The following is a 21,508-nucleotide window of genomic DNA, read 5'->3' as shown; positions in this document are numbered from 1 at the left end:
CAGCATGAGCAGGGAGGTTTACGCTTTCCCTGCTGTACTCTGCCCTGCCCTGGTCCGTAAATCAATCAGCGACAGACCACGGATTTCCCCTTCTTTCGCCGTAAATTGAATGGCGGTAGAAACCCCGGCTGTAGTGATGTAGAGATGGTATTTTCCCGGCACCAGCCCTGTCGCATAAAACTCACCAGCCGGTGTGACGGTTAATGGTATGACAGGGTGATACCAGGGGTCGGATTGTTTGATGGTATTGGTCTCATCCAGGGTTAATACAATATTACCGTATTGAAGTCCACGCCAGGGAAGCACACGGCCCACGACCCCAGTGCCCTGGCTGTGTGAACGCTTTACCATCACCACAGGACCCACACGCTGAATCGACCGGTTATCCACTGGAATAACAACGGATTGATAGCCAGGAAGCGCGAATGTAAGCAAATGATCGGCTGCCTGCGTCACAAAATAACCCTCCGGACCCAAGGATACATTGCTCTGCACCATGCCCATGGGTTCGGGCCCCCGAATGACCACTTGCCCATACACGATGGGGAATTTTTTCTCCCGGTTCAGTTGACTGGCTTGTTCATCCATACTCAAAGCCAACGCTCTGTTGCCCCGATCGGCAAGCCATTGCACCCAATGGTTAAAGTGTGCGCTGACTGCCTGGGGCGGCAAATCCAGATCCACCTTATCCCAGGCATTCACTTCATCGCGAACACGATAGGCTACAGCCAGTTGCTCTTCACTCAAGGCGTCAGTCAGGTGATATTTCTCCTTAAGACTGGCAGCCATGTTTTTTGCTTCAGCGTGCTGGGAACTGGATAAGCCCTGTTGGTATAAAGACAGCAGCGTGTTTTTATCGGGATACCGTTCAGGCAATAAGCTGACATAAATCAGTTGCCAGGCAAGCGCCATGGTACGATCCTTTTTCACCGTGGTGCCAAAATAATAATTTCTGCCTAAAGACCAGGCCTGGTAAAGCTGGTAGTCACGGCGTAAGGAAGGGATGTCTTCAGCAGTCAGGGTTTGGCTGGACCAACCCTGGCCGCTGAATAGCAAAGCCAACAGCCCACAGGCTGCCTGACGAAGCCTTTTTTTAACTGAGCGCGCTGTCATTGAGTGGTTGGTTCGGGTAGGTGGCATTGTAAACCGCCAGAGCATCTGCCGCTGCTTTTGTTAATCCCAGAGCCAGGTTGGATTTATACAGCAACACCAGCCCGGACTGAGCGGCAGGCGCTTGCGGGTAATTTTTAACTAAATAGCTGGCACGCTCGGCCGCGGCCACGTACTTTTTACGCTCAAAGAAATACCTTGATGCATTCAGTTCCCTTTGCGCAAAAGTGTTTCTTAAATAAATCATGCGCTGCAGGGCATTGGGTTTATAACGGCTGTTGGGAAAACGTTCGATTAATGCTGCAAAATCACTGTAAGCCTGCGCCTGGGTGCCTGCATCCCGCATGGATTCATCCAGGGGGATAACATTGGCAAAGGAGCCGCGTGGTTGATTAAAGTTTGCCAGACCTTTCATGTAATAGGCATAATCCACATGCTCGGCGCGTGGATAGAGGTGAATAAAGCGGTCCGCCGTGGCGGCAGTTGATGCGTAATCGCCATTCTCGTAATAGGCATAAATCAAATCCAGTTGCGCCTGCTCAGCGTATTCACTGAAAGGATACATGGATTCCAGGGCTTCGAGACGTTTGGAAGCGGTTTGATACTGCCCTTTGGCAATCGCGTCTTTTGACTGATCAAACAACTGCTTGGCGCTCATGCCCTTGTAGGGGCCATTGTCGTCATCATCGCGTCCCCATTTGGAACAGGCACCCAGAAATAGAATCAGGCTTATCAGGACTATCGCTTTTAATTGTTTCATTTATTAACACCCTGTAAAACGCTCGCCGCCATGAGACGGCAATACTTTGCAAATGCCGCCCATTATACCCATCCTGCAACAATTTGCGAACTCTGGAAAGAGTGAATTGCCCACTCTTTTCTTTCGCAATTTCATAAAAAATAATTTGCAATGCACTTGGGCTTACGATACTATTTCGCACTGTCGGAGAGGTGGCAGAGCGGTCGATTGCGGCGGTCTTGAAAACCGTTGAAGGGCAACCTTCCCAGGGTTCGAATCCCTGCCTCTCCGCCAAATTTATCTGTTATTTCAATTTCTTATGCCCGCCTTTATTTCCCAAAGAAAACTAAATTTTTTGTAAAGACACTGGCCGCTTGCTCTTAAAAAACACGCTCTGTGCTATATTAAACCTGACACATAAATAACAGAGCAGCTCCATGATTAAATTAATTGCCACAACAAGCTGTATCACTCTGTCCTTACTTTCCAGCGCCTATGCGGTCGAATGCAAAGATTATGATAACAAGTCATTTACCGTCAAACCCAAAACCATCACGGTTTATAATAATTCAGAAACCGTCATTTATCCGGTCATCTCCACCAGTAAAAACGCCGTGAATGAATGGATTCAAGGCTGCCTGCGCACGTCCTCGCCTTACCCCACCAATAAAGTGTATAAATTGTATGTCAATGAGGATCAGGGCATCGCACCCGGCTCATCGGTGACCGTCACCCTGCCTCTGTTCAGTCCGATTGCCAAAGGCAACTACATTACCTGGTGGAATGGAGGGCGCGTTGTGCTCGCTGATAAATCAGAAAACCTGCGTAATGCCGGCGACCAGCTCCTGAGTGCCAAGGCAGAAGGCGTCTCCTGTTCTGGGAAAGGGACCGTATGCACTCTGACCATTTATTCAAGCGACACGCAATTTCCTGAGAATATTTATGCCCAGCTCTCCGAATTCACCTTTGGGGATTCCATCATTCCCCCGGGCCAGAGTGTCCGGCTTTTAAAACCGGAAAATGTTGGATACAACATTTCCTATGTGGATCACGTGTACCTCCCTATTGCCATTGGCCCTAAAAATAACCCCTACATCGGTTACAGCGGCTCGACACAGTTGTTATCGGATTTCAGGAATCACCTGGAACAATTTTTAAATACCGACATTGGCAATGGCTGGCCAGTCTATAACCTTGACGAATTAAAGCTGCCGGGCGGATACAATATATTCGCCCAGCGATTTGGCACTCTTCCCCCCACGGACAATGCTCCGGTTAAACCGAAAGACGGCTTCCCGCCCGTGTTAACTGTTAAAAAATGCCAGGATAAATCGCAAGGCGATCAATGCAGCGAGGACGAGAAAAAATCGCTTCATTTTGGTCAGGCCGTGCAACGGATCCAGAACCTCTGGGGCTCCTGCGTCAAATGGGATGAAGACATAAGCCAATACGTCAAGGAACAGGTGAACTGTCCTGAGGATTTGCAGAAGAAATTTGATCTTGTTCAACGGTTTTTCAAGCAAAATCACACCCAATATGTCGCCATGTTCAATGCCGGCCAGTGCAAACTGGATAAAAATGTCACGAAACCCGTCCCCTTTAACTACTGGGAAGCCATGAAGCACATTTACGGTTGGGTGCCCTTCAATGAGGGCTGCGGTGCGGCTGCCAATCCTCTGGCTTCAACGGCGAAAGTGGATGGCAAGGGGCATGCCGAAATTCAGTCCATGTACATCCATGAACTGCAATACAATTACCAGGGAACCGCAGACAACCCGTTTCTTTTTAACCCTTACGTTAAATTGATTCATGCACCCGATTACCTCGCCATGGATGCCTATGGGTTTTCAGTGGATGATGCAGTGGGCTTTATGAGCGAGCTGGGCGATGGACTGATTTTTACGGTGGGAGGTCCAGGTGGACTCGAAAACAGGCATCAGTTTAATTATGCTGATGGTTTTTCAGTTGCCATGGGCGTGCCTCAGGTGATGGTGAATAAAATCAGCACGCCGTTGTTAAAAAAATACGGCGTCTGTACTTTTAATCAGGATCCTGCCAACCTGTCCTGCACTAAAGTGAACCAGAATGTCATCATGCCCGGCAACAGTCAGATTGCCGGCTTTAGGGTGGGTAATGTAGCCAGTTACCCCATCAAGGTCAGCTTCACTGACGTCAACGACAATGTGTATACCTTTGTCGTTAACGCCAAATTCGACAAATGCCCTGATTCGGCCAATCCATCCCAATGCCCATTTAACAAGTCCGAGATAGTGGATAAGGCGAGCTGTACTGTGATGGATAAACGCGGTCAGAAACACCCCAAATCCAGTCAATGGTGTAACGGGGCTAATCCGAATCAGTCAAGGGAAAAGCAAATCACTAAAAATTTCATCAGCTTTCCCCAGCCGGTTGATTACATGAAATAAAGGGAGTAAACAGGCTTTTGCCGTGGGCGACCTCTCACGGCGAGGGGGGAGTTTATGTGACGACTCCCTCGCCTCTTGAGTTGTTGTAATTAAAACAACTCGGGACTGCTTTTAAACACGCGATCCAGGGCCATCAGACTTTCCAGTAAAGGCTTCATTTTATCCAGCGGCCAACTGTTCGGTCCGTCGCTCAGTGCCTTGTCCGGATCAGGGTGAGTTTCCATGAAAAGACCTGATATCCCGGCTGCCGTTGCGGCTCTGGCTAAAACAGGCACAAACTCACGCTGGCCGCCCGACATGCCATTGTTGCCGCCAGGCAACTGCACGGAGTGGGTCGCATCAAAAATCACCGGGCACTGGGTTTCGCGCATGATCTGGAGAGAACGCATGTCAGAAACCAGGTTGTTATAACCAAAGCTCACCCCCCGTTCACACACCATGATTTGCTCATTGCCCGTGGCCTTGGCTTTAGCCACCACGTGTTTCATCTCCCAGGGCGAAAGGAACTGTCCCTTTTTTATATTGACCGGCTTGTTCATCGCGGCCACTTTTTGGATAAAATTGGTCTGGCGGCATAAAAAGGCCGGTGTCTGCAGCACATCAACCACGCTCGCCACTTCCAGTAAGGGGGTATCCTCATGCACATCGGTTAACACAGGCACACCGATCTGCTGTTTTACTTTCTCCAGAATGGACAAGCCTTTTTCAAAACCCGGTCCACGGTAGCTGCTCACTGACGAACGGTTGGCTTTATCAAACGACGACTTGTAAATAAAGGGTAATTGCAATTCGTGACAGAGTTCCTTTAAATACCCGGCAGTCTCAAGCGCCATGCTCTCGCTTTCGATGACGCATGGACCCGCAATTAAAAACAATGGGGCATCCAGCCCAGCTTTAAAACCACATAACTTCATGCTTTATCCTTTTCTTGGTGATAGTTGCGTCCCGCCAATACAAATTGTTTAAACAGCGGATGGCCATCACGCGGTGTGGAGGTAAACTCGGGATGGAATTGACAGGCAATAAACCAGGGATGATTAGGCAGCTCAATCATTTCAACCAGCAGTTTATCTCCTGAACGTCCGGAAATGACTAATCCAGCCTGAGTCAACTGGTCAATGTATTGATTATTCACTTCATAACGGTGGCGATGACGCTCCATAATCTGTTCTTTATTTTCATAAACGCGGTAAGCCAGCGATTGAGGGTCAAGCAGACACGCCTGGGCGCCAAGGCGCATTGTGCCGCCGAGGTCGGTATGTTCATCCCGGACATTGATACGGCCATCGGCTTCCGCCCATTCGCTGATTAAACCAATGACAGGATGAGGCGTCTTGCTGTCAAATTCAGTGGAATTGGCACCGGTCAGTCCCGCGACGTGGCGGGCGAACTCAATAACAGCCGTTTGCATGCCAAGGCAAATGCCCAGGAAAGGCACACCTTGCTCACGCGCATACTGAATGGCGCGAATTTTGCCTTCGATGCCTCGGGGACCAAAACCGCCTGGCACTAAAATGGCATCCACCCCGCTTAACTGATCAATGCCCTGCTTTTCAATCTGTTCGGCATCGATGTAAACAATTTCTACTTTAGTCTGGGTATGAATACCGGCGTGCAACAGGGCTTCGTTAATGGATTTGTAAGCGTCATTCAATTCCGTGTATTTACCCACCATGGCGACTTTAATCGTCTTGTTCTGCATGGCCTGCTTTTCAACCACCGATTTCCACTCGCTTAAATCAGCAGGCTTTAACTCAAGATTCAATTTCTTAACCACGATTTCATCCAGCCCCTGCTCATGCAGAATCATCGGAATCTGGTAAATGGTTTTGGCGTCCTCAAGGGAGATGACCCCTTCCTTTTCGACGTTGGTGAACAAGGCAATTTTTTCCCGATCGCTCATGGACAATGCCTTTTCAGAACGGCAGATAAGGATGTCAGGCTGTATCCCGATGGAGCGGAGTTCCTTGACGGAATGCTGGGTAGGCTTTGTCTTGGTTTCTCCCGAGGTGGGGATATAGGGAACTAAGGTCAGATGAATAAACAGGGCATGCTGGCTTCCCAACTCCATGCGCATCTGACGAATCGCCTCAAGGAAAGGCAGGGATTCGATGTCCCCGACCGTACCGCCAATTTCAATCATGGCGATGTCAAAACCTTCCGCGCCCATCTTAATTGAATGCTTGATTTCGTTGGTAATGTGCGGAATCACCTGAACAGTTCCCCCGAGGTAATCCCCGCGCCGTTCTTTTTTAATCACCGTCTCGTAAATTTTTCCAGTGGTGAAGTTATTCCTTTTCGTCATGGTTGTTCGAACAAAGCGTTCATAATGACCAAGATCAAGATCCGTCTCTGCGCCGTCATGCGTCACAAACACTTCCCCATGCTGGAAAGGACTCATGGTGCCAGGATCAACGTTAATGTAGGGATCAAGTTTAATAAGGGTGACGCTTAAACCGCGTGCTTCAAGGATTGCGGCTAATGAAGCGGCTGCGATGCCTTTACCTAAAGAAGAAACTACGCCGCCAGTGATGAAGATATAATTTGTCATAAGTGACCCCGTTTGGAATGCTGTCCGCCTGGATGGCGAAGTAATTAAGTTTGCATATAAACGGGATTTAATTTTAGCAAAAGAAGAGCATAAATAACACACTTTTTTATTAAAAGCCGCTATAAATCCTAATCAGCCCGCTTAAAGTCGCGCGTTTAAAGTTGTTTAAGGATAGTATGCATGGCTATCGCGCAATCAGCCGCATCCCATCCCTTATGGCCGTGCCGACCGCCCAGGCGATCCCAGGCCTGCGCCTCATTTTCAGTGGTTAATACCCCAAAAACAACCGGCAGATTATAATCCAGCGCTACCCGCTGACACCCATTGCTGACCTGTTCGCAGACATAGTCATAATGCGTGGTTTCGCCGCGAATGACAGCGCCCAGAGCAATAATGGCTTGCACCTGCCCTTTTGCCGCGAGGCGTTTGGCAGCAAGCGGAATTTCAACAGCGCCTGGCACCTCCACAATCAGTAAATCACTGGCATGAAATCCTGCCTGCAATAAGCGCTCAATCGTGCCTTTCTTTAATTCAGCGGTTACATCGCGATTAAACTGGCTTACCACTAAAGCCACTGGAAAAGAAGGGCTTCGTTCAGCCGTCGTTTCATCAATCAGTTTCATTCAGTCATCCTAGTCCACAGTCATTAAGTGACCCAGCCTGGTTTGCTTGGTCTTTAAATAGTTACGATTTTCATTTGAAGGCTCAATGGCTAAAGGCACACGTTCGCTGATGGTTAAGCCAAACTTCCTGATGCCGTCAAGTTTTTGCGGATTATTGGTGATTAAGCGCAGAACATCAATGCCCAGGTACTTAAGAATCTGAAAACCGATGGCATAGTCGCGGTTATCGGCCGGAAATCCCAGTTTTAAGTTGGCATCCACGGTATCCAGACCTTGTTCCTGCAGGGCATAGGCTTTTAATTTATTGGCCAAACCAATACCGCGCCCTTCCTGACGCAAATAAATCAGCACACCGCCCTCTTTGGCAATCAGACTTAAGGAACGCTGTAATTGCGCGCCGCAATCGCATTTGCAGGAACCAAACACATCCCCGGTAATGCACTCGGAATGAATGCGCACCAAAGGAACCTGATTGGCAACTGCCGGCTTTTTTACCAGGGCAAAATGTTCAGCATCATCCAGTTCGTTACTGAAAACGGTCATGGAAAAAGGCCCGTGATCCTGCAGGGGAATGGTGGTTTCTGCAGCGGCATCCACCAGGGTTTCATGGCGTATGCGGTAATCGATCAGATCACGGATAGTGACCATGGGAATGTCGTGCTGCTGTGAAAAAAAGGCGAGTTCATCACGGCGGCTCATGGTGCCGTCATCGTTGATGATTTCACAAATCACCGCGGCCGGAGTCAGTCCGGCAAGCCTTGCCAGATCGACACTGCCCTCAGTCTGGCCCTGTCGCTTTAATACACCGCCGTCTTTCGCGCGCAGCGGAAAAACATGACCCGGGCAAATAATATCAGCCGGGCTGCTGGCCGCATCAATAGCCACCTTGATCGTGTGGGCACGATCACTGGCGGAAATGCCCGTTGAAACCCCGCGGGCAGCCTCAATTGAAACGGTAAACGCCGTGCCATACGGCGAGCGGTTATGGGCAGCCATCATGGGCAACTGCAATTTATCAATCAGTTCACCCGCCATGGGCAGGCAGATTAAACCGCGTCCAAAGCGTGACATGAAATTGATGGCTTCTGGTGTGGCATGTTGCGCTGCAATCACCAGATCCCCCTCATTTTCACGATTTTCATCATCAAGGAGCATGATCATGCGCCCTGCCTTTAACGTTTCGATTGCGTGCTCAATACTGGCAAAAGGACTCGTCATGAATAAACCTCATTCTTTAACTGGCCCGAAATGCTGAGTTGATGAGCAACAATTCGAGTCAAATAATCAAATTCCACGTTAAACCGATGACCGGGTTTCAGGTCTCCCAGGGTCGTCACCTTGAGCGTATGCGGCACCAGCATCAGGTGAATTGCGTCCGGGGTTACCGCGTTAATGGTCAAGCTCACGCCATCCAGAGTAATACTGCCCTTGGGAAGCAGGTACAGCCGGGCATCCGCACCAAAATCATTCACTTCAATTTCGTAATAGTCACCCACGCTTTTCATTCCGGCCAGACAGGCTGTCGTGTCGACGTGGCCGCTGACATAGTGGCCGCCAAAGCGGGTATGCGCCAGCATGGCGCGTTCGAGATTGACTAAATCCCCTGCTTTCAGTTCGCTTAAGGTTGTTTTAGCCAGCGTTTCGGGTGAAACATCAAAAATCAGCCCCGAAGCGTCCTCAGACTTATAAGTCAGGCATACGCCGTTCACGGCAATGCTCTCACCGCTTTGCAGCGCCTTAAACGGTGAATGCAGGCAGAGCTGCCTGCCTCCCGAAGCCGGTTCGTTACTTATTACCTGCGCTTTTTCTTCTATGAGTCCGGTAAACATCACTTCTCCAACCAATCCAGACGCAATATCATATTGTCTTCCTTCGCCTGCCACGAGACGGAACGTCTGCCCTTTAAAATCTGACCGCCATGATAACCACTGCCTGCGGATTCACCTAATACTTCAGGCACGAGGTAAACAAACGTGGTATTTACCAGGTGTTGCTCATGCAGGGCGGAAAACAACCGCCCGCCGGCTTCAACCCAGACATCGTGATAGCCTAAAGCCCCGAGCCGGGCAATCACGGCACTTAAATCCAGCCCGGCTTCGCGGCTGCTGATGGCATGGTAGGTGCAGCGAGGAAGGGGTTTTTTGACGTCGACCGTTTCGTCGTGAAAAACATGGCAATACTCAGCGGTCGTAAAAACAGCCGCATCGGCCGTTAAGCCAAGGTTACGATCAATGATTGCAATGGGCTTTGGGCAGGTATACCCGGGCAAGCGCACATCCAGACGGGGATTGTCGCTGCGGATAGTCTTCGCCGTGGTTAATAGAATGTCACTGTGAAGGCGCTGTGTGTGAGTGAACTCAGCACAGGCCTCATTGGAAAGCAGCACCCTTTCACCGTTTGGCCCCCCTATTTTGCCATCGAGGCTTTGCGCTATTTTCGCGGTAACCCAGGGCTTTTTCGTGAGTGTCCAATAAGAGTAACTTTGGTAAAACGCATCAATTTCAGGCAAAGGACACACCATGACCTCAATGCCGTGCTGACGTAACAAGGCAGGGGTATTATTGGCAGCCACCAGGGGGTTGGGGTCGGCAAAGCCGTAAATAACCCGCCCGACGCCTGCCTGAATAATGGCTTCGACACAAGGCGGCGTTTTTCCCCAATGGTTGCAGGGCTCGAGGGTGACATACAAAGTCACCTCCCCCAGATTGCCCGACAATTGCTTGAGCACCTCCTGCTCGGCATGCGGTTTGCCTGCCCCGGCGTGATACCCGGCAGCAATAATCGCCTGCTCGCGCACCGCCACGGCGCCGACACTGGGATTGGGTGCACAAAAACCCTTGCCTAACCTTGCCTGATCAAGCGCTTTAAGCATAAAGGAATTGTGCATAGTTAAACCGATGACTCTAAAAATCCAAACATGATAACAAATTATTCAATTTCTGAGTAGTATTGATCATGAAAACACGGGGGAATCCCTCGGTTTGTCAGGGATTTATGTTAAATTTTTGCCATGGTTGACGGACTGTTTTATTATAATCCATGGTTTTTCCCGGATATCAACGAGAGGATGAGGAATGACACGCCGTTTTCAAAGGGTTACAGGGAGATTCATCCGTCATGCGCTCACGCTGGTTATTATCATGTCCATGGGCCTTGGCAACCACACAGCGCAGGCATTCAGCCCCTATTCGACCAGTGAGCTTGAGGAGCTTGAAAAGGAATTCAGGCAATTGATTAATCAATCGGATCTCGTGGTCCGCACCCCGCTCGCAACCCAATACATTAATCATTTAGGCAAACGCTTATCTCAGTTTGCCCGCATGCCGCTGCCCTATTTTTTTATTGTTAAATCCAATGAAATTAACGCCTTCGCAGGTCCCGGCGGTTATATAGGCATCAATACCCAATTGATTCTTGCCACCCAAAATGAAAATGAACTGGCCGCGGTGATGGCGCATGAAATTGCCCACGTCCGGCTGCACCACCTTTATCGTATGATTCAACATCAAAAGCAGATGCGTGTCCCCATGCTGGCCTCCATGCTCGCCGCCGTGGCATTAGGCGCCATCAACCCAACGCTTGCCGGCGGCGCCATGATGGCGTCGATTACCGGGTTTGCCCAGGACAATATCAATTTTACCCGTGCTAATGAGAAAGAAGCGGATCGTATCGGCATTGCCATGCTCATGAAAGCGGGTTTTGATCCCCGCGGCATGGCCGGTTTTTTTAAAAAAATGCAGGAAGCCACCCGCTATTATTACACGGACAACATTCCTGCCATTTTACGCACCCACCCGCTGGATGACGATCGTATCGCCGAAGCAGAGAATCGCAGCGGCAACGTGAACCATAAAAATTACCCCGACAGCCTTGATTATCATTTGTTTAAAGAACTCATCCGCAACAGCCTGGCGGAAAACAGCAAACAGATGCTGGATTATTATCAGAATGAATGTCGGCGGCATAATACTGCAGCGGCCTGTCAGTATGGGCAGAGCCTGGCCTTGATGAAGGCCAATCAATTTGGCAATGCCGAACTTCAATTAACCCGTTTGACCACAGAAAACAAAGACAATCTTTTTTATCAGGTGGCCATGGCCGAAGCCGAGGCAGGCAATCGGCAGTTTAATACGGCGTTAAAACGACTTAAGGAGCTGCAATCCAATTACCCCGAGAATTACGCCGCGCTGATGGCTTATGCCGAGGGCCTTCTTGCCGCTGGACAGCCCGAACAGGCTACCGCCATCCTGTTAAAGGGATTTCGTCAATTCAAACGCGACCTCCCCCTGTGCGAAACCTTAGCCCAGGCGCAGGCTGCCTCCAGGCAGAAAGGCTATGCCTATTTTACCCAGGCCCAGTGTAATCTGCTGCAGGGACGGTCACGGGATGCCCTGCGGCAGCTGAACGTGGCTAAAAAGCTGGCAGGAAACGATCATTACCTCGAGGCCCGCATTACTGCCTTGAAAGACGACATCCGGTTTATGGTGGAACAGTAAGTCCATATATAGACTAAATGAAAAAAATAATCTATATTTAGACTAAGGAACAGCCAACAGGGACAGCAACAATGATACCATTTACGGCAAATACCCCATTAACGATGAATGATTTGCAAGCCGCCTTTAAAGCAGTCGTGGCCATCCTTGAAAGATGGCACTGCAGCACCGAAGAAATGCAGACGCTTCTGGGTTTAAAACGCTCAACCCTGTTTAAATACAAAAGCGATCCGGACAAGGCCCTGATAAGCCGTGATTTGGCCGAACGTTTATCCTACCTTTTGAATATTCATGCCGCATTGCGCATCCTCTTTTCTCATCCCGAATCGGTGTATGGCTGGGTTCGAAAGCCAAACCATGCTCCTTTTTTCAATGGTCAATCCGCCATGGCCATCATGATGCAGGGCCGTGTGGTCGACTTATGGTCCATTGCCAGCCGTTTAAATGCCGAGCGAGGCGGTAAAGCATGATGTCCCTCATCGACACACTGAAAAAGACAAGGTTTGCGTCCCAGCGATGCTATCGATTAATTCCTTCCAAATTTCCTCCGATTTCACTGTTTGAGGATGTGGCGGATGCAGAGGAATTCGAGGCTCTGTATAAAGTGCAGTCCCTGACGAATCCCCGTATTCAGGATGAAGTCGGTAATCTGGGCCTGCTGCCTGCAAAAGAAAGGGTTTTTGGCACCACGGGAAGCGGTTTTATCATGGCTGCCTTTACCCACACCAACCCCGACGGCAGCCGTTTTTCCAATGGCGATTATGGCATTTTCTATGCGGCGGAACGATTGGAAACGGCGATCGCGGAAACGGTCTATCATCGTCAGCGTTTTTTACAGTACACCCATGAACCGGCTCAAGAAATAGACATGCGAAGCCTCGTGGCTCAGTTTAACGCGACCCTCTACGACCTTCTGCCGCTTAATCCGGAATCGCACCCGGTTTATCATCGCACGGATTATCAATACGGCCAGGGTCTTGGCGCAGCGGTTAAGAAGCTCGGCGAGGATGGCCTTGTTTATCATTCCGTACGGGGTGAAGGGAAAAATTTTGCCTTGTTTCGACCCAAAACCCTGATCAGCTGTAAACAGGGAAGCCACTACAGTTATGTCTGGGATGGGCAGGCGATCAGCCTGGTTTATAAAAAATCCATAACGGCCAAAACGGCATTGGGCTCAGAAACGATACCGGTTTAATCAAGACCCAGTTTTTTCAGGCGGTACCTTAATGTTCTAAAACTCACACCTAACAACTTGGCCGCCGCCGTGCGGTTCCATTTTGTTTTTTCAAGGGCGCTTAGAATCAGCTCTTTCTCATGTTCATACAGGGAGCCGTCAAGGTTTTTCGGCAGCGGGGCAGACGGCAACGCTACGGCGTTTTCTTCAACAGACACCGCCACAGGGGGGGCTGCCGGTAGATGCAGGTCGTCCACACTGATGGTATTTCCCTCACACATCGCCATCGCCCTTTCCAGAATATTTTCAAGCTCACGCACGTTGCCGGGAAAATGGTAATTCTGCAGGGCCTGGATACAGGCCTTGGACAAAGGTTCCATTGGCCGATGCTGTTCAGCGGCCAAATGCTGCAATATGTGGTTGGCCAGCAGCGGGATATCCGATAACCTTTCCTGGAGAGTCGGCACCCGTAACTCAATCACATTCACCCGATAATACAAATCCTGCCTGAAACGGCCGCAGGCAATTTCATTCTGCAGGTTTTTATGGCTGGCGCTCAAAATCCGCACATCAACAGGGATTTCATTGTGTTCGCCTATGGGTTTTATGGCTTTTTCCTGAATCGCCCGCAACAGCTTCACCTGCATGGCCAAGGGCAGCTCGGCAATCTCATCCAAAAAAAGAGTGCCGCCATTGGCTGCCACAAAAAGACCGGATTTGTCACCGATGGCGCCGGTGAAACTGCCTTTTTTATGGCCGAAAAATTCCGATTCCATAAGTTCAGAGGGAATAGCGCCGCAGTTTACCGGAATAAAAGGCTTTTCAGCACGCGGCCCCTGGTTATGAATCAACTGCGCCACCAACTCCTTACCAACCCCGGATTCCCCAAGAATAAAAACAGGCGCCTGACTGCGAGCAAGTTTGCCGATGTTTTGCCGCAATTCCTGCATGATGGGACTATTGCCGAGCAGCACATCATCGCGTGACACCATGGGTTTCTGCTGCATGGACAATGCCGTTTTTACCAAGTCCTTAAGCATGGGAAGATCAATGGGCTTGGAGACGTAATCAAACGCCCCGGCCTTAAGCGTATTCACGGCACCGTCCACGTTTCCATACGCCGTGATGACGGCCACAGGAATCTGCGGGCGGCTTTTTTGAATGTATTTTACCAGTTCAATGCCGTCACCGTCAGGAAGATGCATGTCCGTTAATACCAGGGAATAATCCTCTGAATTGATAAAATGGATGCCTTGCTGATAGGTATTGGCCGTATCGCAGTTTAAACCCATGCGCTTTAAGGTTAACGACAACAGTTCACAGATATCCGGCTCATCATCCACCACAAGGATCTTGGTCTTACTCATAATAGCATCTCACTTGCCTGATTTAAGGTGATGGTAAAACAACACCCTTTTTCCCTATTCATAACATTTAAGCTGGCCTGATTGATTTCGCACAGGTCACGGGCAATGTAAAGGCCCATGCCGTAACCGGTTCTGACCGTACTGAAAAATGGGTCAAAAATGGCATCCATGACCGATTCTTTCACGCCCGGACCGGTATCGCAGACCATTAACTGCGTATTTTGCTCCGTTTGCCTGGCTTTGATGGTAATTTCGACCTGACCTGTCTTATCTTTCCCGTGTTGAATGGCATTATCACAAAGTATAACCAAAATTTGCTCAAGTTGGCTTTTATCAAAATGAAAAGGCAACAGGGGTACTTCTGGCAGCTCGATTTGAATTGAACAGGCGGAATGACTGCAGAAGTCCTGTTTGAACTGATTAAGAAAGGAGGCTAAATCAATGACTTGCTGTTGTGATTGCTCCCTTCGTGAGAGCTGCATGACATTTTTAATCACCCGATTCATACGATGGCAATTATTGATAATCAATTCTTTAAGCCGTAAATCATCTTCAGTAAGCGTGTCATTCTCCCCCATCAGTTGCACGGCATGCGAGATGGCCCCCAGAGGGTTACGCAATTCGTGGGCAATGCTGGCGGAAAAACGACCCAAAGACGCCAGTTTCAATTGCTGTGCCTGTTGTGAGACTGCACTCATGTCGTCTAAAAGGATTAAAACCGCGACCTTCGTCCCGACCTGTGTCGGAAAAAAATGAACCCTCAAGTAAGGATCGTTAATAATGGTTTTGGCGGGACGGAAATTATCCATGATCTTTTTCAGGTAGTCCTGGTATTTTTTAGCCAAACTTGGCGACAACTGGTCAATGGTCGCTAAATCCCGGGTTTGCAGGCAATTGAAAAATTGACGTGCTGCCCCATTAATTAATTTGATTGTCTGATTGGCATCAACATAAATAACGCCGGAATGCAGCCGCTCGACAATGTATTCATTGATGCGCTGCATACTGGCCAATTCGTGGCTGCGATGCACAGCCAGTGTTTCGCTGGCACGGACGCGGTTGGCCAGGTACCAGGCGGTGATTGCTGTGGCGAAGATCCCGGCGCCATGCACCCCGCTGTAAAAGAAGGTACTCAAATTATCCGAGTCGCTGTGAATGTATTGCAGGATACTGAAACCCAACAACATGCAACTGGCAATGGATGCAAAAAAAATAGCCAGACGTCCGGGCACCAGAATACTTAACGCAGCAATGGTTGCATTCAACAGGATACCCAGCCAGGAACGGGTATTGCCAAGCAGACTGATGAGTAAAGCCTGTGCAATGATATCCATTGTTCCCGAGATAATAACCTGCGTCTTAAAGCCAGGTCGATGAAGGTACTGCAAATACAGAAAGAGCAGCGCCATCACCAGATACATGGTATTTAGTGCAATAAATGGCCAATTGTAATCGTGAAAACCCAGGGCATCGTAGATCAATATGCCAAAAAAGAGCAGCACACAGCCGAGGCGGTAAAAATGATAGACAAACAACAATCGCCATTTGGAAGCCGTATATTTTTCTTCGTGTTGTGGATCAAGCATCCTTTTATCCTGCTAGAAGCGTTTAGCCTATATCCCTTTGCTCTGAACTGCTTTATTTATCGTCAAACGGGCGATTTACTTAAATGGAAGCAGGCACTCACTACCCAAGCCCGGATTAATGACCTCTTCTTCGATCACTTCCTTCGCTTCGTCTGTCTTAAGCTTGTCCAAATTCTCCACCAGGGTTTGAATGATAGTGGCCGTCTCGGTATTGGGTTTAAAGAAGAAATGCTTATTAAAGGCCCATTTGATGGCACAGGCGGCAAAATAAAAGATCACAATACCCACTACACCCAGCACCAGATTGGTTACAATTTGTCCGCAACCGCGATGGCGTTCAATTCGCTGCCTGTTTTTGGCAATCTCCGCGAGTGACTTCTGTGCGAAAAGTTCATAAGCCTTCTCCTTTTTATCGGACTTACTGTAATCGTCCCAGAAGCTTTTTAAGTTTTGATGCAAGGCATCGATTTCATCAAAGGCTTCCTTGTACCTCAGTACTTTTCCATCCTCGCTTAATTCTTTAAATTCCCGTACCTTCTGCTCGAGGCCATACAGCGCATAGGCATAATTTGTTTCCTTCTCCGTCAACCGTTGGCACTTCCATTTTACCTCAGATGATGCTGGCTTGACGCTTTCCACTGGCGGCGGCTTTAAGACGTGGGCAGAAACCAGGGGTTCCATCGTTTCCATGGAGAGTAGATCAGACAGGGATTTCAAAGGATGAACTGCCGTTGATGAGGCGGAAGGGGCTGTTTTGGGGATTAAATCCTTAAGGTCCGGCGGGTTTTTCGCATCCGAAAAAATACTTAAAGGGCTGGATTTGTCGTGTCGCCGCAAGGCTATTTCTGATTGTAATTCCTGCAACCGCTCAATCATGATTGCCAGCGGAGTCTTTCCAGTCAGCTCTGACGTTGGCAGCATGACTGCCAGCAATAAGAAAGGTGATTTTTTTGTCAATGCCACTTTGTCATGACCCTCGAGACTCAATACGGCACTGCGCTCTATGAGGCTTCGCTGGTGTTGGGTATTGTATTGTTCAAGAAAAGCCGCTGTGTTCTCATTCGGTATCAAATAAAAATGGTCATAGTCCGCATGAATCGCCAACTCCAGATGGAAGCCTCCGGTCTTTTTTTCTGAAGACACGCAGGCGTCCATTTTATTGTAAATCGTGTAGGAGACGTCATTAAAGCGCAGCATGAATTCAACTTCATGTACAAAAACCTTCACCCAGGATTGATTGAGGTATCGAAGGTAATTGTCATACCCTTTTTCTTCCCAAAAAGACAGGGCCGAACTGCGCGTGATCCGATTTAAGTGCAGTGTATCAAAATAAATCTTGTTGGCTTCATAATGATTGGTTGATGTGTTGATCTGTTCCCTCAACCAGTCTTCACCGGCATCAAAACTTTCGACTAAATAGTAAAAAGGAATGCCCACAGTATCCCTGTCATCAAACAGCACGTCTCTCATTTTCGGGTTATTTCTGACGCGATGGATAAACCAGCTGCGAAATAATACTCCCAGTACAAGCACTTTTTCGGCCAGATGATTCTGCCTGTCGCCAGTGGTTACCTTGTCATAGTCTTCGAAAAGGGACAGGTCGCGCTCACTGTTGACGATGGACTTTAACGCTTTAACTTCACTGTTGTCCAACTCATGAACTGTAAACAAATCATCAGGGAAAGGCTGACCATTAGCCATCAGATGCAGGGCATAAGCATGAAAAAAACAGTTGTACATCGTGGCTGAAATATCGATCGCGGCATGGAGAGCCGCCTGTCGTTTTTTATCGTGAGCCAGGGTGTTTTTTATAATAAGAGTGGGTGAACTCATGCGTTTACAGTGAATTTGAACTGATCATTTATATCAAATCTAACTTAACAGAACATTAAAAAGCCAGAATTATTAACCTCTACGCTGATTTTATACTTTTTAAAAAAAATGGATTACAATGCAGCCCCGCAAAATGGCAGTACGGAATTGAATAAGAATGAATGGGAAATGGCTGGTTGGTTGTCTGGTTTTGGTTAATCTATGCCCTGTTTTTGCCGCCCCAGGCGACACAACGACCTGGCAAGGCACCTACTATCAGGCGGTACCTGCGCAACGCTACGTCAATCAAGCCTATTGCGATGAACACACACCCGGACGGTTTGTTCATACCGTAAACGGCGCGCTCACCCACCCCATCATCACCAATCGAGGCATTATTCTTGACCAGGCGACGTTTCACGTCCGCGCCATTAATGATTTTTATTTTATGCAGGGCGAACTTCGGGCCCGGGGCATGAGCCGCGGCAAAGTGTGGGAGGACCGCATTCATTATTACCTGTTTAAACGGGGACAGCGAGGGGTAACCAAAGGGATGTGGAGCACCAATGAATGCAAAGGACTCTATCGGGGTATTGTCTTGAAAAACGGCGATTTTAAAACCATCAAGCCGCATCAAACTTAAGCGGCGAATCGGACGGCTGCTAGGTGTTCAAAGCCTCCACACTGACATAGACCCAGGCTTCCTCCCCCGACTCCAACTGAACCTGGACGCGCCGGTAGTCGGCTACTTCGTATTCATCAGCCCGTTTTAACTCCTCAAGACTGACATAAAAAACCATCCCTTCCACGCAATCGGACTGTTTGCCGGTATAATGCAGAATCGGGTGCAGGGTATCTCCGCTGGTTGCAACCACGTCGGGATCATGAATTGTCACCATGGATAATGAATAACCACACAGCTCATCGGCTTTCCCTGAAAGGGTCCGCCCAAAAGTGGCCAGTTGAACTGACTCATAACGCAACGTACCATAAGAAAACAGTCTTTCAGACGGTGTGTCCTGATTTAAATTCATAGTTCAACCTGTCTTTTCAATTGATAAGCGATCACTCAACAGCGCAGCCAAGCGCCACCAAAATACAAGGCCCCCCGCCGATTACATTTAAGCCATGCTGCAACGCCTCATCCATTGCCTTCCTGCTCTCCGCACCGGGTTGTATCCATAGGTTCTCAATTCCCCGCGCGATGGCCTCGGCAATGATTTTCTCGGTTACCGGCGGAGGCGTGACAATGGAAATGCTTTTCACTGTATCGGGCAAATGGCTTACGGCGTTTACAGCAGCCACACCTTCGACAATCATTTCCGATGGATGCACAGGGTAAACGTTTTTATGGTGTTGTAAATAACAACGCAGCACTTTATTGCCAAATTTATTGCGATCATTGGACGCGCCAACCACTGCATAGGCGTCTGAGGTGAAAAATTGCGCAATCTTTTGTTCCATACCCATACCTTCTCTTCCTTTTAGTCCCTTCTGGCTTATCACTATAGACTATAAAGCATCTGACAGCGTATACACAGAGTTATCCACAGAATTTGTGGATAATCCTCAACCCCATTGCGCATCCAAAGAGGAACCGTTAAAAAATTCTCATGAACTCGACAGAAAGCCGTACGATTTGAATACCATGTACTATTCTTTAAACAAGAATAAAAACAAGAGCCCATGATGACTATTCTTATTTACATTCTCGCAGGCGTGTTCGCCGCAGCCCTTGTCACCGGACTTTGCTATTATGCCAACCTTGAGAGAAAGACGACCTCGCTGTTGGCTGTTCTGGCTGTTATGCTTGCCCTGCTTCTAACCCGCACTTATGCTATCCCTTATTATCAGGCTGCCAATTTTGAAAATGAAATTAAAAAGGCAAGCCCCCTGTTTGCTTTGCTGGCAAAAAAATCACCGGACGAATTCAATCGCTATGTAGCGGAGGTCAAAAAAGACATTCTCAGCAATCATGGGCAACAGATTCTCTATAAAACCAGCGACTTCGTGAATGCAGAAGTGATGAAATACGCGGTTTATTCCTCAAATAAAGCGCTTTATAACCAGATTAAAGGCACGCTCGTTTTTTATCAGCACCTGTTCAAACTCAACCCCAAACTGGTACTGATGTCCGAGTTTCCGGAACGATTTGCCAATGAGCCGGAAATGAAAGACTTGGTCAGCGCCTCACAAAGCTACATCAACCCATTGCTAAAAGCCAAGGAAGACATTATTGTCAGTGCAATTAACCACCCTGCCCCCGCCCTCTCAAGGCATGAGATTCTTGAAGCCCAGACGCTCCTTGGCGAATTGTTTGACACCCTGGCTGCGGAATACGGTGGTCACACCGTGGAGCTGACCTTTCAGAACCCACAATCGGCCTCACTTGATAAAACCAAAGGCGCTGAAATTATCATCAAATTCTATCAGGGTTTAATGAAGCGGGGGGAACGCGAGACGGGGCTGGTGCTGCGGTACATCGCCAGTGCCAGTTAATCCGGTTACCAGGGAATTTTGTGGCCTCGATGCCAGAAATAGCCGCTTTCCTTAAGAGTGACCGCCAACCTGTAAAGTTCCTCAGCCACGTCAGACGGCAGGGTCGGCGCCGCCTCAGTGCCCATGTCAGTTTTAACCCAGCCGGGGTCAAAACTGGCGACAACGCGCGAAGGAAAACGCTCTGCTAACAGTTTAGTGTACAGGTTAAGACAGGCCTTGGACATTTTGTACTGCGGTTGATAAGGTGAATCATTGGCCGCAAACGACCCCCAACTGGAGGATACATTGATAATTTTCCCCTGCGGCGCGAGCTTATTGAGGCAGGCCTCGGTTAATTCAATCGTACCAAACACATTGATGGCAAACGTGGTTTTAAGCAGGGCAAGGTCAATGGCGGCCTCCTGATTCCAATCCAATAACACCGCGGCATTGTTTATTAATAAATCAAAATCAGGTAATGCCCGGGCAAATGTCTGGATGCCTGCAGAATTCGCCAAATCAAGAGGCAAGAGGGTTAATAAGGGATGCGTCAGCGGAGAAACACCCCGGGTTGAACTGCCAATGACCTTCCAGCCTTTTTCAAGAAAATAACGGGCTACAGCCAAGCCAATGCCGCGACTGACTCCAGTGATGACTAAGGTTTTCATGTCTCTTCTCCTGAAACAGGCAGTTCCCTTCGGAGTGGGCTAGAAGAACACCTGGAATGCTCAGAGGCCATCCTTAATCTTCGTAGTCGCTTCGATCGAGGCACCACCACTGATTAGCCAGATAACTCACCTCGAGGAAATTAAGAATCCCTTCTACCCGTTTATTACAGGCCAGTTGATGTCCATTCGGGTCAATTTTATAGACAGTAATGACATCCTTGCGGTAGATTTTCCAATCATCCCCTTCGGATTTGGAATGGGCGTGACAACGTTTTTCGTGCGCATTTAAATACCCGCTGTGGAAGCGCTCTTTGGGTACGGGGCAGCCGGTATTCTGGTTTTGGATCTCATAATACAGTTTAAAATCGGTTTCATTGGTCACACACACAGCCTGGGCAGAAGCGAAATGCAGGCTAAGCAAGGGGAGTAGCAGTTTGGCAGTTAATTTCATGGCGTACTCTTAAGACAAAAGAAACAC

The 21,508-nt window shown here is 48.7% G+C and carries 21 protein-coding genes and 1 tRNA gene; 7 read left to right on the top strand and 15 right to left on the bottom strand.

What is annotated here, in order from left to right; translation table 11 throughout:
* Window positions 1–18 precede the first annotated feature (18 nt).
* On the bottom strand, window positions 19–1,113 hold the full coding sequence (locus Lrub_RS01045; RefSeq protein ID WP_058530348.1) for a hypothetical protein: 1,095 nt from the start codon (window positions 1,111–1,113) through the stop codon (window positions 19–21).
* Window positions 1,094–1,870, bottom strand: coding sequence for an outer membrane protein assembly factor BamD (locus Lrub_RS01040; protein WP_058530347.1), 777 nt, complete (start codon window positions 1,868–1,870; stop codon window positions 1,094–1,096). Before Lrub_RS01040 ends, Lrub_RS01045 begins: the two co-directional genes overlap by 20 nt.
* 185 nt (window positions 1,871–2,055) lie before the next feature.
* Between Lrub_RS01040 and Lrub_RS01035 the strand changes: the two genes are divergently transcribed.
* Both Lrub_RS01035 and Lrub_RS01030 read left to right on the top strand, forming a co-directional pair.
* Window positions 2,056–2,143: transfer RNA gene (locus Lrub_RS01035), tRNA-Ser, on the top strand.
* Window positions 2,144–2,286: 143 nt separating this feature from the next.
* Window positions 2,287–4,275, top strand: coding sequence for a hypothetical protein (locus Lrub_RS01030; RefSeq protein ID WP_058530346.1), 1,989 nt, complete (start codon window positions 2,287–2,289; stop codon window positions 4,273–4,275).
* Between the two features lie 89 nt (window positions 4,276–4,364).
* Here the strand turns inward: Lrub_RS01030 and kdsA are convergent, their stop codons facing one another.
* The 6 genes from kdsA to ribD all read right to left on the bottom strand — a co-directional run bounded on the left by kdsA (window position 4,365) and on the right by ribD (window position 10,336).
* Window positions 4,365–5,189, bottom strand: a complete 825-nt coding sequence (gene kdsA / locus Lrub_RS01025) for a 3-deoxy-8-phosphooctulonate synthase (protein ID WP_058530345.1) — start codon at window positions 5,187–5,189, stop codon at window positions 4,365–4,367.
* Window positions 5,186–6,826: a CTP synthase gene (locus tag Lrub_RS01020; protein ID WP_058530344.1), complete on the bottom strand. Its 1,641-nt coding sequence runs from the start codon at window positions 6,824–6,826 to the stop codon at window positions 5,186–5,188. Before Lrub_RS01020 ends, kdsA begins: the two co-directional genes overlap by 4 nt.
* A gap of 155 nt (window positions 6,827–6,981) precedes the next feature.
* The gene (gene ribH / locus Lrub_RS01015; RefSeq protein ID WP_058530343.1) at window positions 6,982–7,449 is read right to left on the bottom strand and encodes a 6,7-dimethyl-8-ribityllumazine synthase; all 468 of its coding nucleotides are present in this window, start codon (window positions 7,447–7,449) and stop codon (window positions 6,982–6,984) included.
* Window positions 7,450–7,458: 9 nt separating this feature from the next.
* Window positions 7,459–8,667 (bottom strand): bifunctional 3,4-dihydroxy-2-butanone-4-phosphate synthase/GTP cyclohydrolase II, encoded by a 1,209-nt coding sequence (locus Lrub_RS01010; RefSeq protein ID WP_058530342.1) that lies wholly within the window; start codon window positions 8,665–8,667, stop codon window positions 7,459–7,461.
* Entirely contained in the window at window positions 8,664–9,278 is a 615-nt protein-coding gene (locus Lrub_RS01005; protein ID WP_058530341.1) for a riboflavin synthase, read from the bottom strand. Before Lrub_RS01005 ends, Lrub_RS01010 begins: the two co-directional genes overlap by 4 nt.
* Window positions 9,278–10,336 carry a bifunctional diaminohydroxyphosphoribosylaminopyrimidine deaminase/5-amino-6-(5-phosphoribosylamino)uracil reductase RibD gene (gene ribD / locus Lrub_RS01000; RefSeq protein WP_058530340.1) on the bottom strand — a complete coding sequence of 353 codons (1,059 nt, stop codon included), beginning with the start codon at window positions 10,334–10,336 and terminating at the stop codon, window positions 9,278–9,280. The genes Lrub_RS01005 and ribD overlap by 1 nt, the downstream gene beginning before the upstream one ends.
* 253 nt (window positions 10,337–10,589) lie before the next feature.
* On the opposite strand from ribD, the gene Lrub_RS00995 reads away from it, so the two are divergent.
* The 3 genes from Lrub_RS00995 (at window position 10,590) to Lrub_RS00985 (ending at window position 13,140) form a co-directional block, all read left to right on the top strand.
* Window positions 10,590–11,945: a M48 family metalloprotease gene (locus Lrub_RS00995; RefSeq protein ID WP_237760724.1), complete on the top strand. Its 1,356-nt coding sequence runs from the start codon at window positions 10,590–10,592 to the stop codon at window positions 11,943–11,945.
* Window positions 11,946–12,049: 104 nt separating this feature from the next.
* Window positions 12,050–12,415 carry an MbcA/ParS/Xre antitoxin family protein gene (locus Lrub_RS00990; RefSeq protein ID WP_237760722.1) on the top strand — a complete coding sequence of 122 codons (366 nt, stop codon included), beginning with the start codon at window positions 12,050–12,052 and terminating at the stop codon, window positions 12,413–12,415.
* The gene (locus tag Lrub_RS00985) at window positions 12,412–13,140 is read left to right on the top strand and encodes an RES family NAD+ phosphorylase (protein ID WP_237760721.1); all 729 of its coding nucleotides are present in this window, start codon (window positions 12,412–12,414) and stop codon (window positions 13,138–13,140) included. The genes Lrub_RS00990 and Lrub_RS00985 overlap by 4 nt, the downstream gene beginning before the upstream one ends.
* Here the strand turns inward: Lrub_RS00985 and Lrub_RS00980 are convergent.
* The 3 genes from Lrub_RS00980 to Lrub_RS00970 form a co-directional block, all read right to left on the bottom strand.
* Window positions 13,137–14,486 (bottom strand): sigma-54-dependent transcriptional regulator, encoded by a 1,350-nt coding sequence (locus Lrub_RS00980; protein ID WP_058530337.1) that lies wholly within the window; start codon window positions 14,484–14,486, stop codon window positions 13,137–13,139. The two genes, Lrub_RS00985 and Lrub_RS00980, sit on opposite strands and share 4 nt — an antisense overlap.
* Window positions 14,483–16,072, bottom strand: a complete 1,590-nt coding sequence (locus tag Lrub_RS00975) for a sensor histidine kinase (RefSeq protein ID WP_058530336.1) — start codon at window positions 16,070–16,072, stop codon at window positions 14,483–14,485. Before Lrub_RS00975 ends, Lrub_RS00980 begins: the two co-directional genes overlap by 4 nt.
* Window positions 16,073–16,147: 75 nt before the next feature.
* Window positions 16,148–17,905: a hypothetical protein gene (locus Lrub_RS00970; RefSeq protein WP_058530335.1), complete on the bottom strand. Its 1,758-nt coding sequence runs from the start codon at window positions 17,903–17,905 to the stop codon at window positions 16,148–16,150.
* 157 nt (window positions 17,906–18,062) lie between these two features.
* On the opposite strand from Lrub_RS00970, the gene Lrub_RS00965 reads away from it, so the two are divergent.
* Entirely contained in the window at window positions 18,063–18,527 is a 465-nt protein-coding gene (locus tag Lrub_RS00965; protein WP_058530334.1) for a hypothetical protein, read from the top strand.
* A 19-nt stretch (window positions 18,528–18,546) separates the two neighbouring features.
* On the opposite strand, the gene Lrub_RS00960 is transcribed toward Lrub_RS00965, so the two are convergent.
* Both Lrub_RS00960 and Lrub_RS00955 read right to left on the bottom strand, forming a co-directional pair.
* Window positions 18,547–18,918 carry a gamma-glutamylcyclotransferase family protein gene (locus Lrub_RS00960; protein ID WP_058530333.1) on the bottom strand — a complete coding sequence of 124 codons (372 nt, stop codon included), beginning with the start codon at window positions 18,916–18,918 and terminating at the stop codon, window positions 18,547–18,549.
* Window positions 18,919–18,949: 31 nt separating this feature from the next.
* Window positions 18,950–19,348: a CoA-binding protein gene (locus Lrub_RS00955; protein ID WP_058530397.1), complete on the bottom strand. Its 399-nt coding sequence runs from the start codon at window positions 19,346–19,348 to the stop codon at window positions 18,950–18,952.
* 222 nt (window positions 19,349–19,570) lie between these two features.
* On the opposite strand from Lrub_RS00955, the gene Lrub_RS00950 reads away from it, so the two are divergent.
* Entirely contained in the window at window positions 19,571–20,383 is an 813-nt protein-coding gene (locus Lrub_RS00950; RefSeq protein ID WP_133134063.1) for a hypothetical protein, read from the top strand.
* A 5-nt stretch (window positions 20,384–20,388) separates the two neighbouring features.
* Here the strand turns inward: Lrub_RS00950 and Lrub_RS00945 are convergent, their stop codons facing one another.
* Both Lrub_RS00945 and Lrub_RS00940 read right to left on the bottom strand, forming a co-directional pair.
* Complete coding sequence (locus Lrub_RS00945) at window positions 20,389–21,030, bottom strand: SDR family NAD(P)-dependent oxidoreductase (protein ID WP_058530331.1); 642 nt, start codon at window positions 21,028–21,030, stop codon at window positions 20,389–20,391.
* Window positions 21,031–21,103: 73 nt separating this feature from the next.
* Complete coding sequence (locus Lrub_RS00940) at window positions 21,104–21,481, bottom strand: hypothetical protein (protein ID WP_058530330.1); 378 nt, start codon at window positions 21,479–21,481, stop codon at window positions 21,104–21,106.
* Between the last annotated feature and the right edge of the window lie 27 nt (window positions 21,482–21,508).

It is taken from the genome of Legionella rubrilucens, from assembly GCF_001468125.1.
In the GTDB taxonomy this organism is placed as follows: Bacteria; Pseudomonadota; Gammaproteobacteria; order Legionellales; family Legionellaceae; genus Legionella_C; species Legionella_C rubrilucens.
The sequence above is the reverse complement of the archived record's forward strand: the minus strand, read 5'-3'. Positions and strand labels throughout refer to the sequence as shown.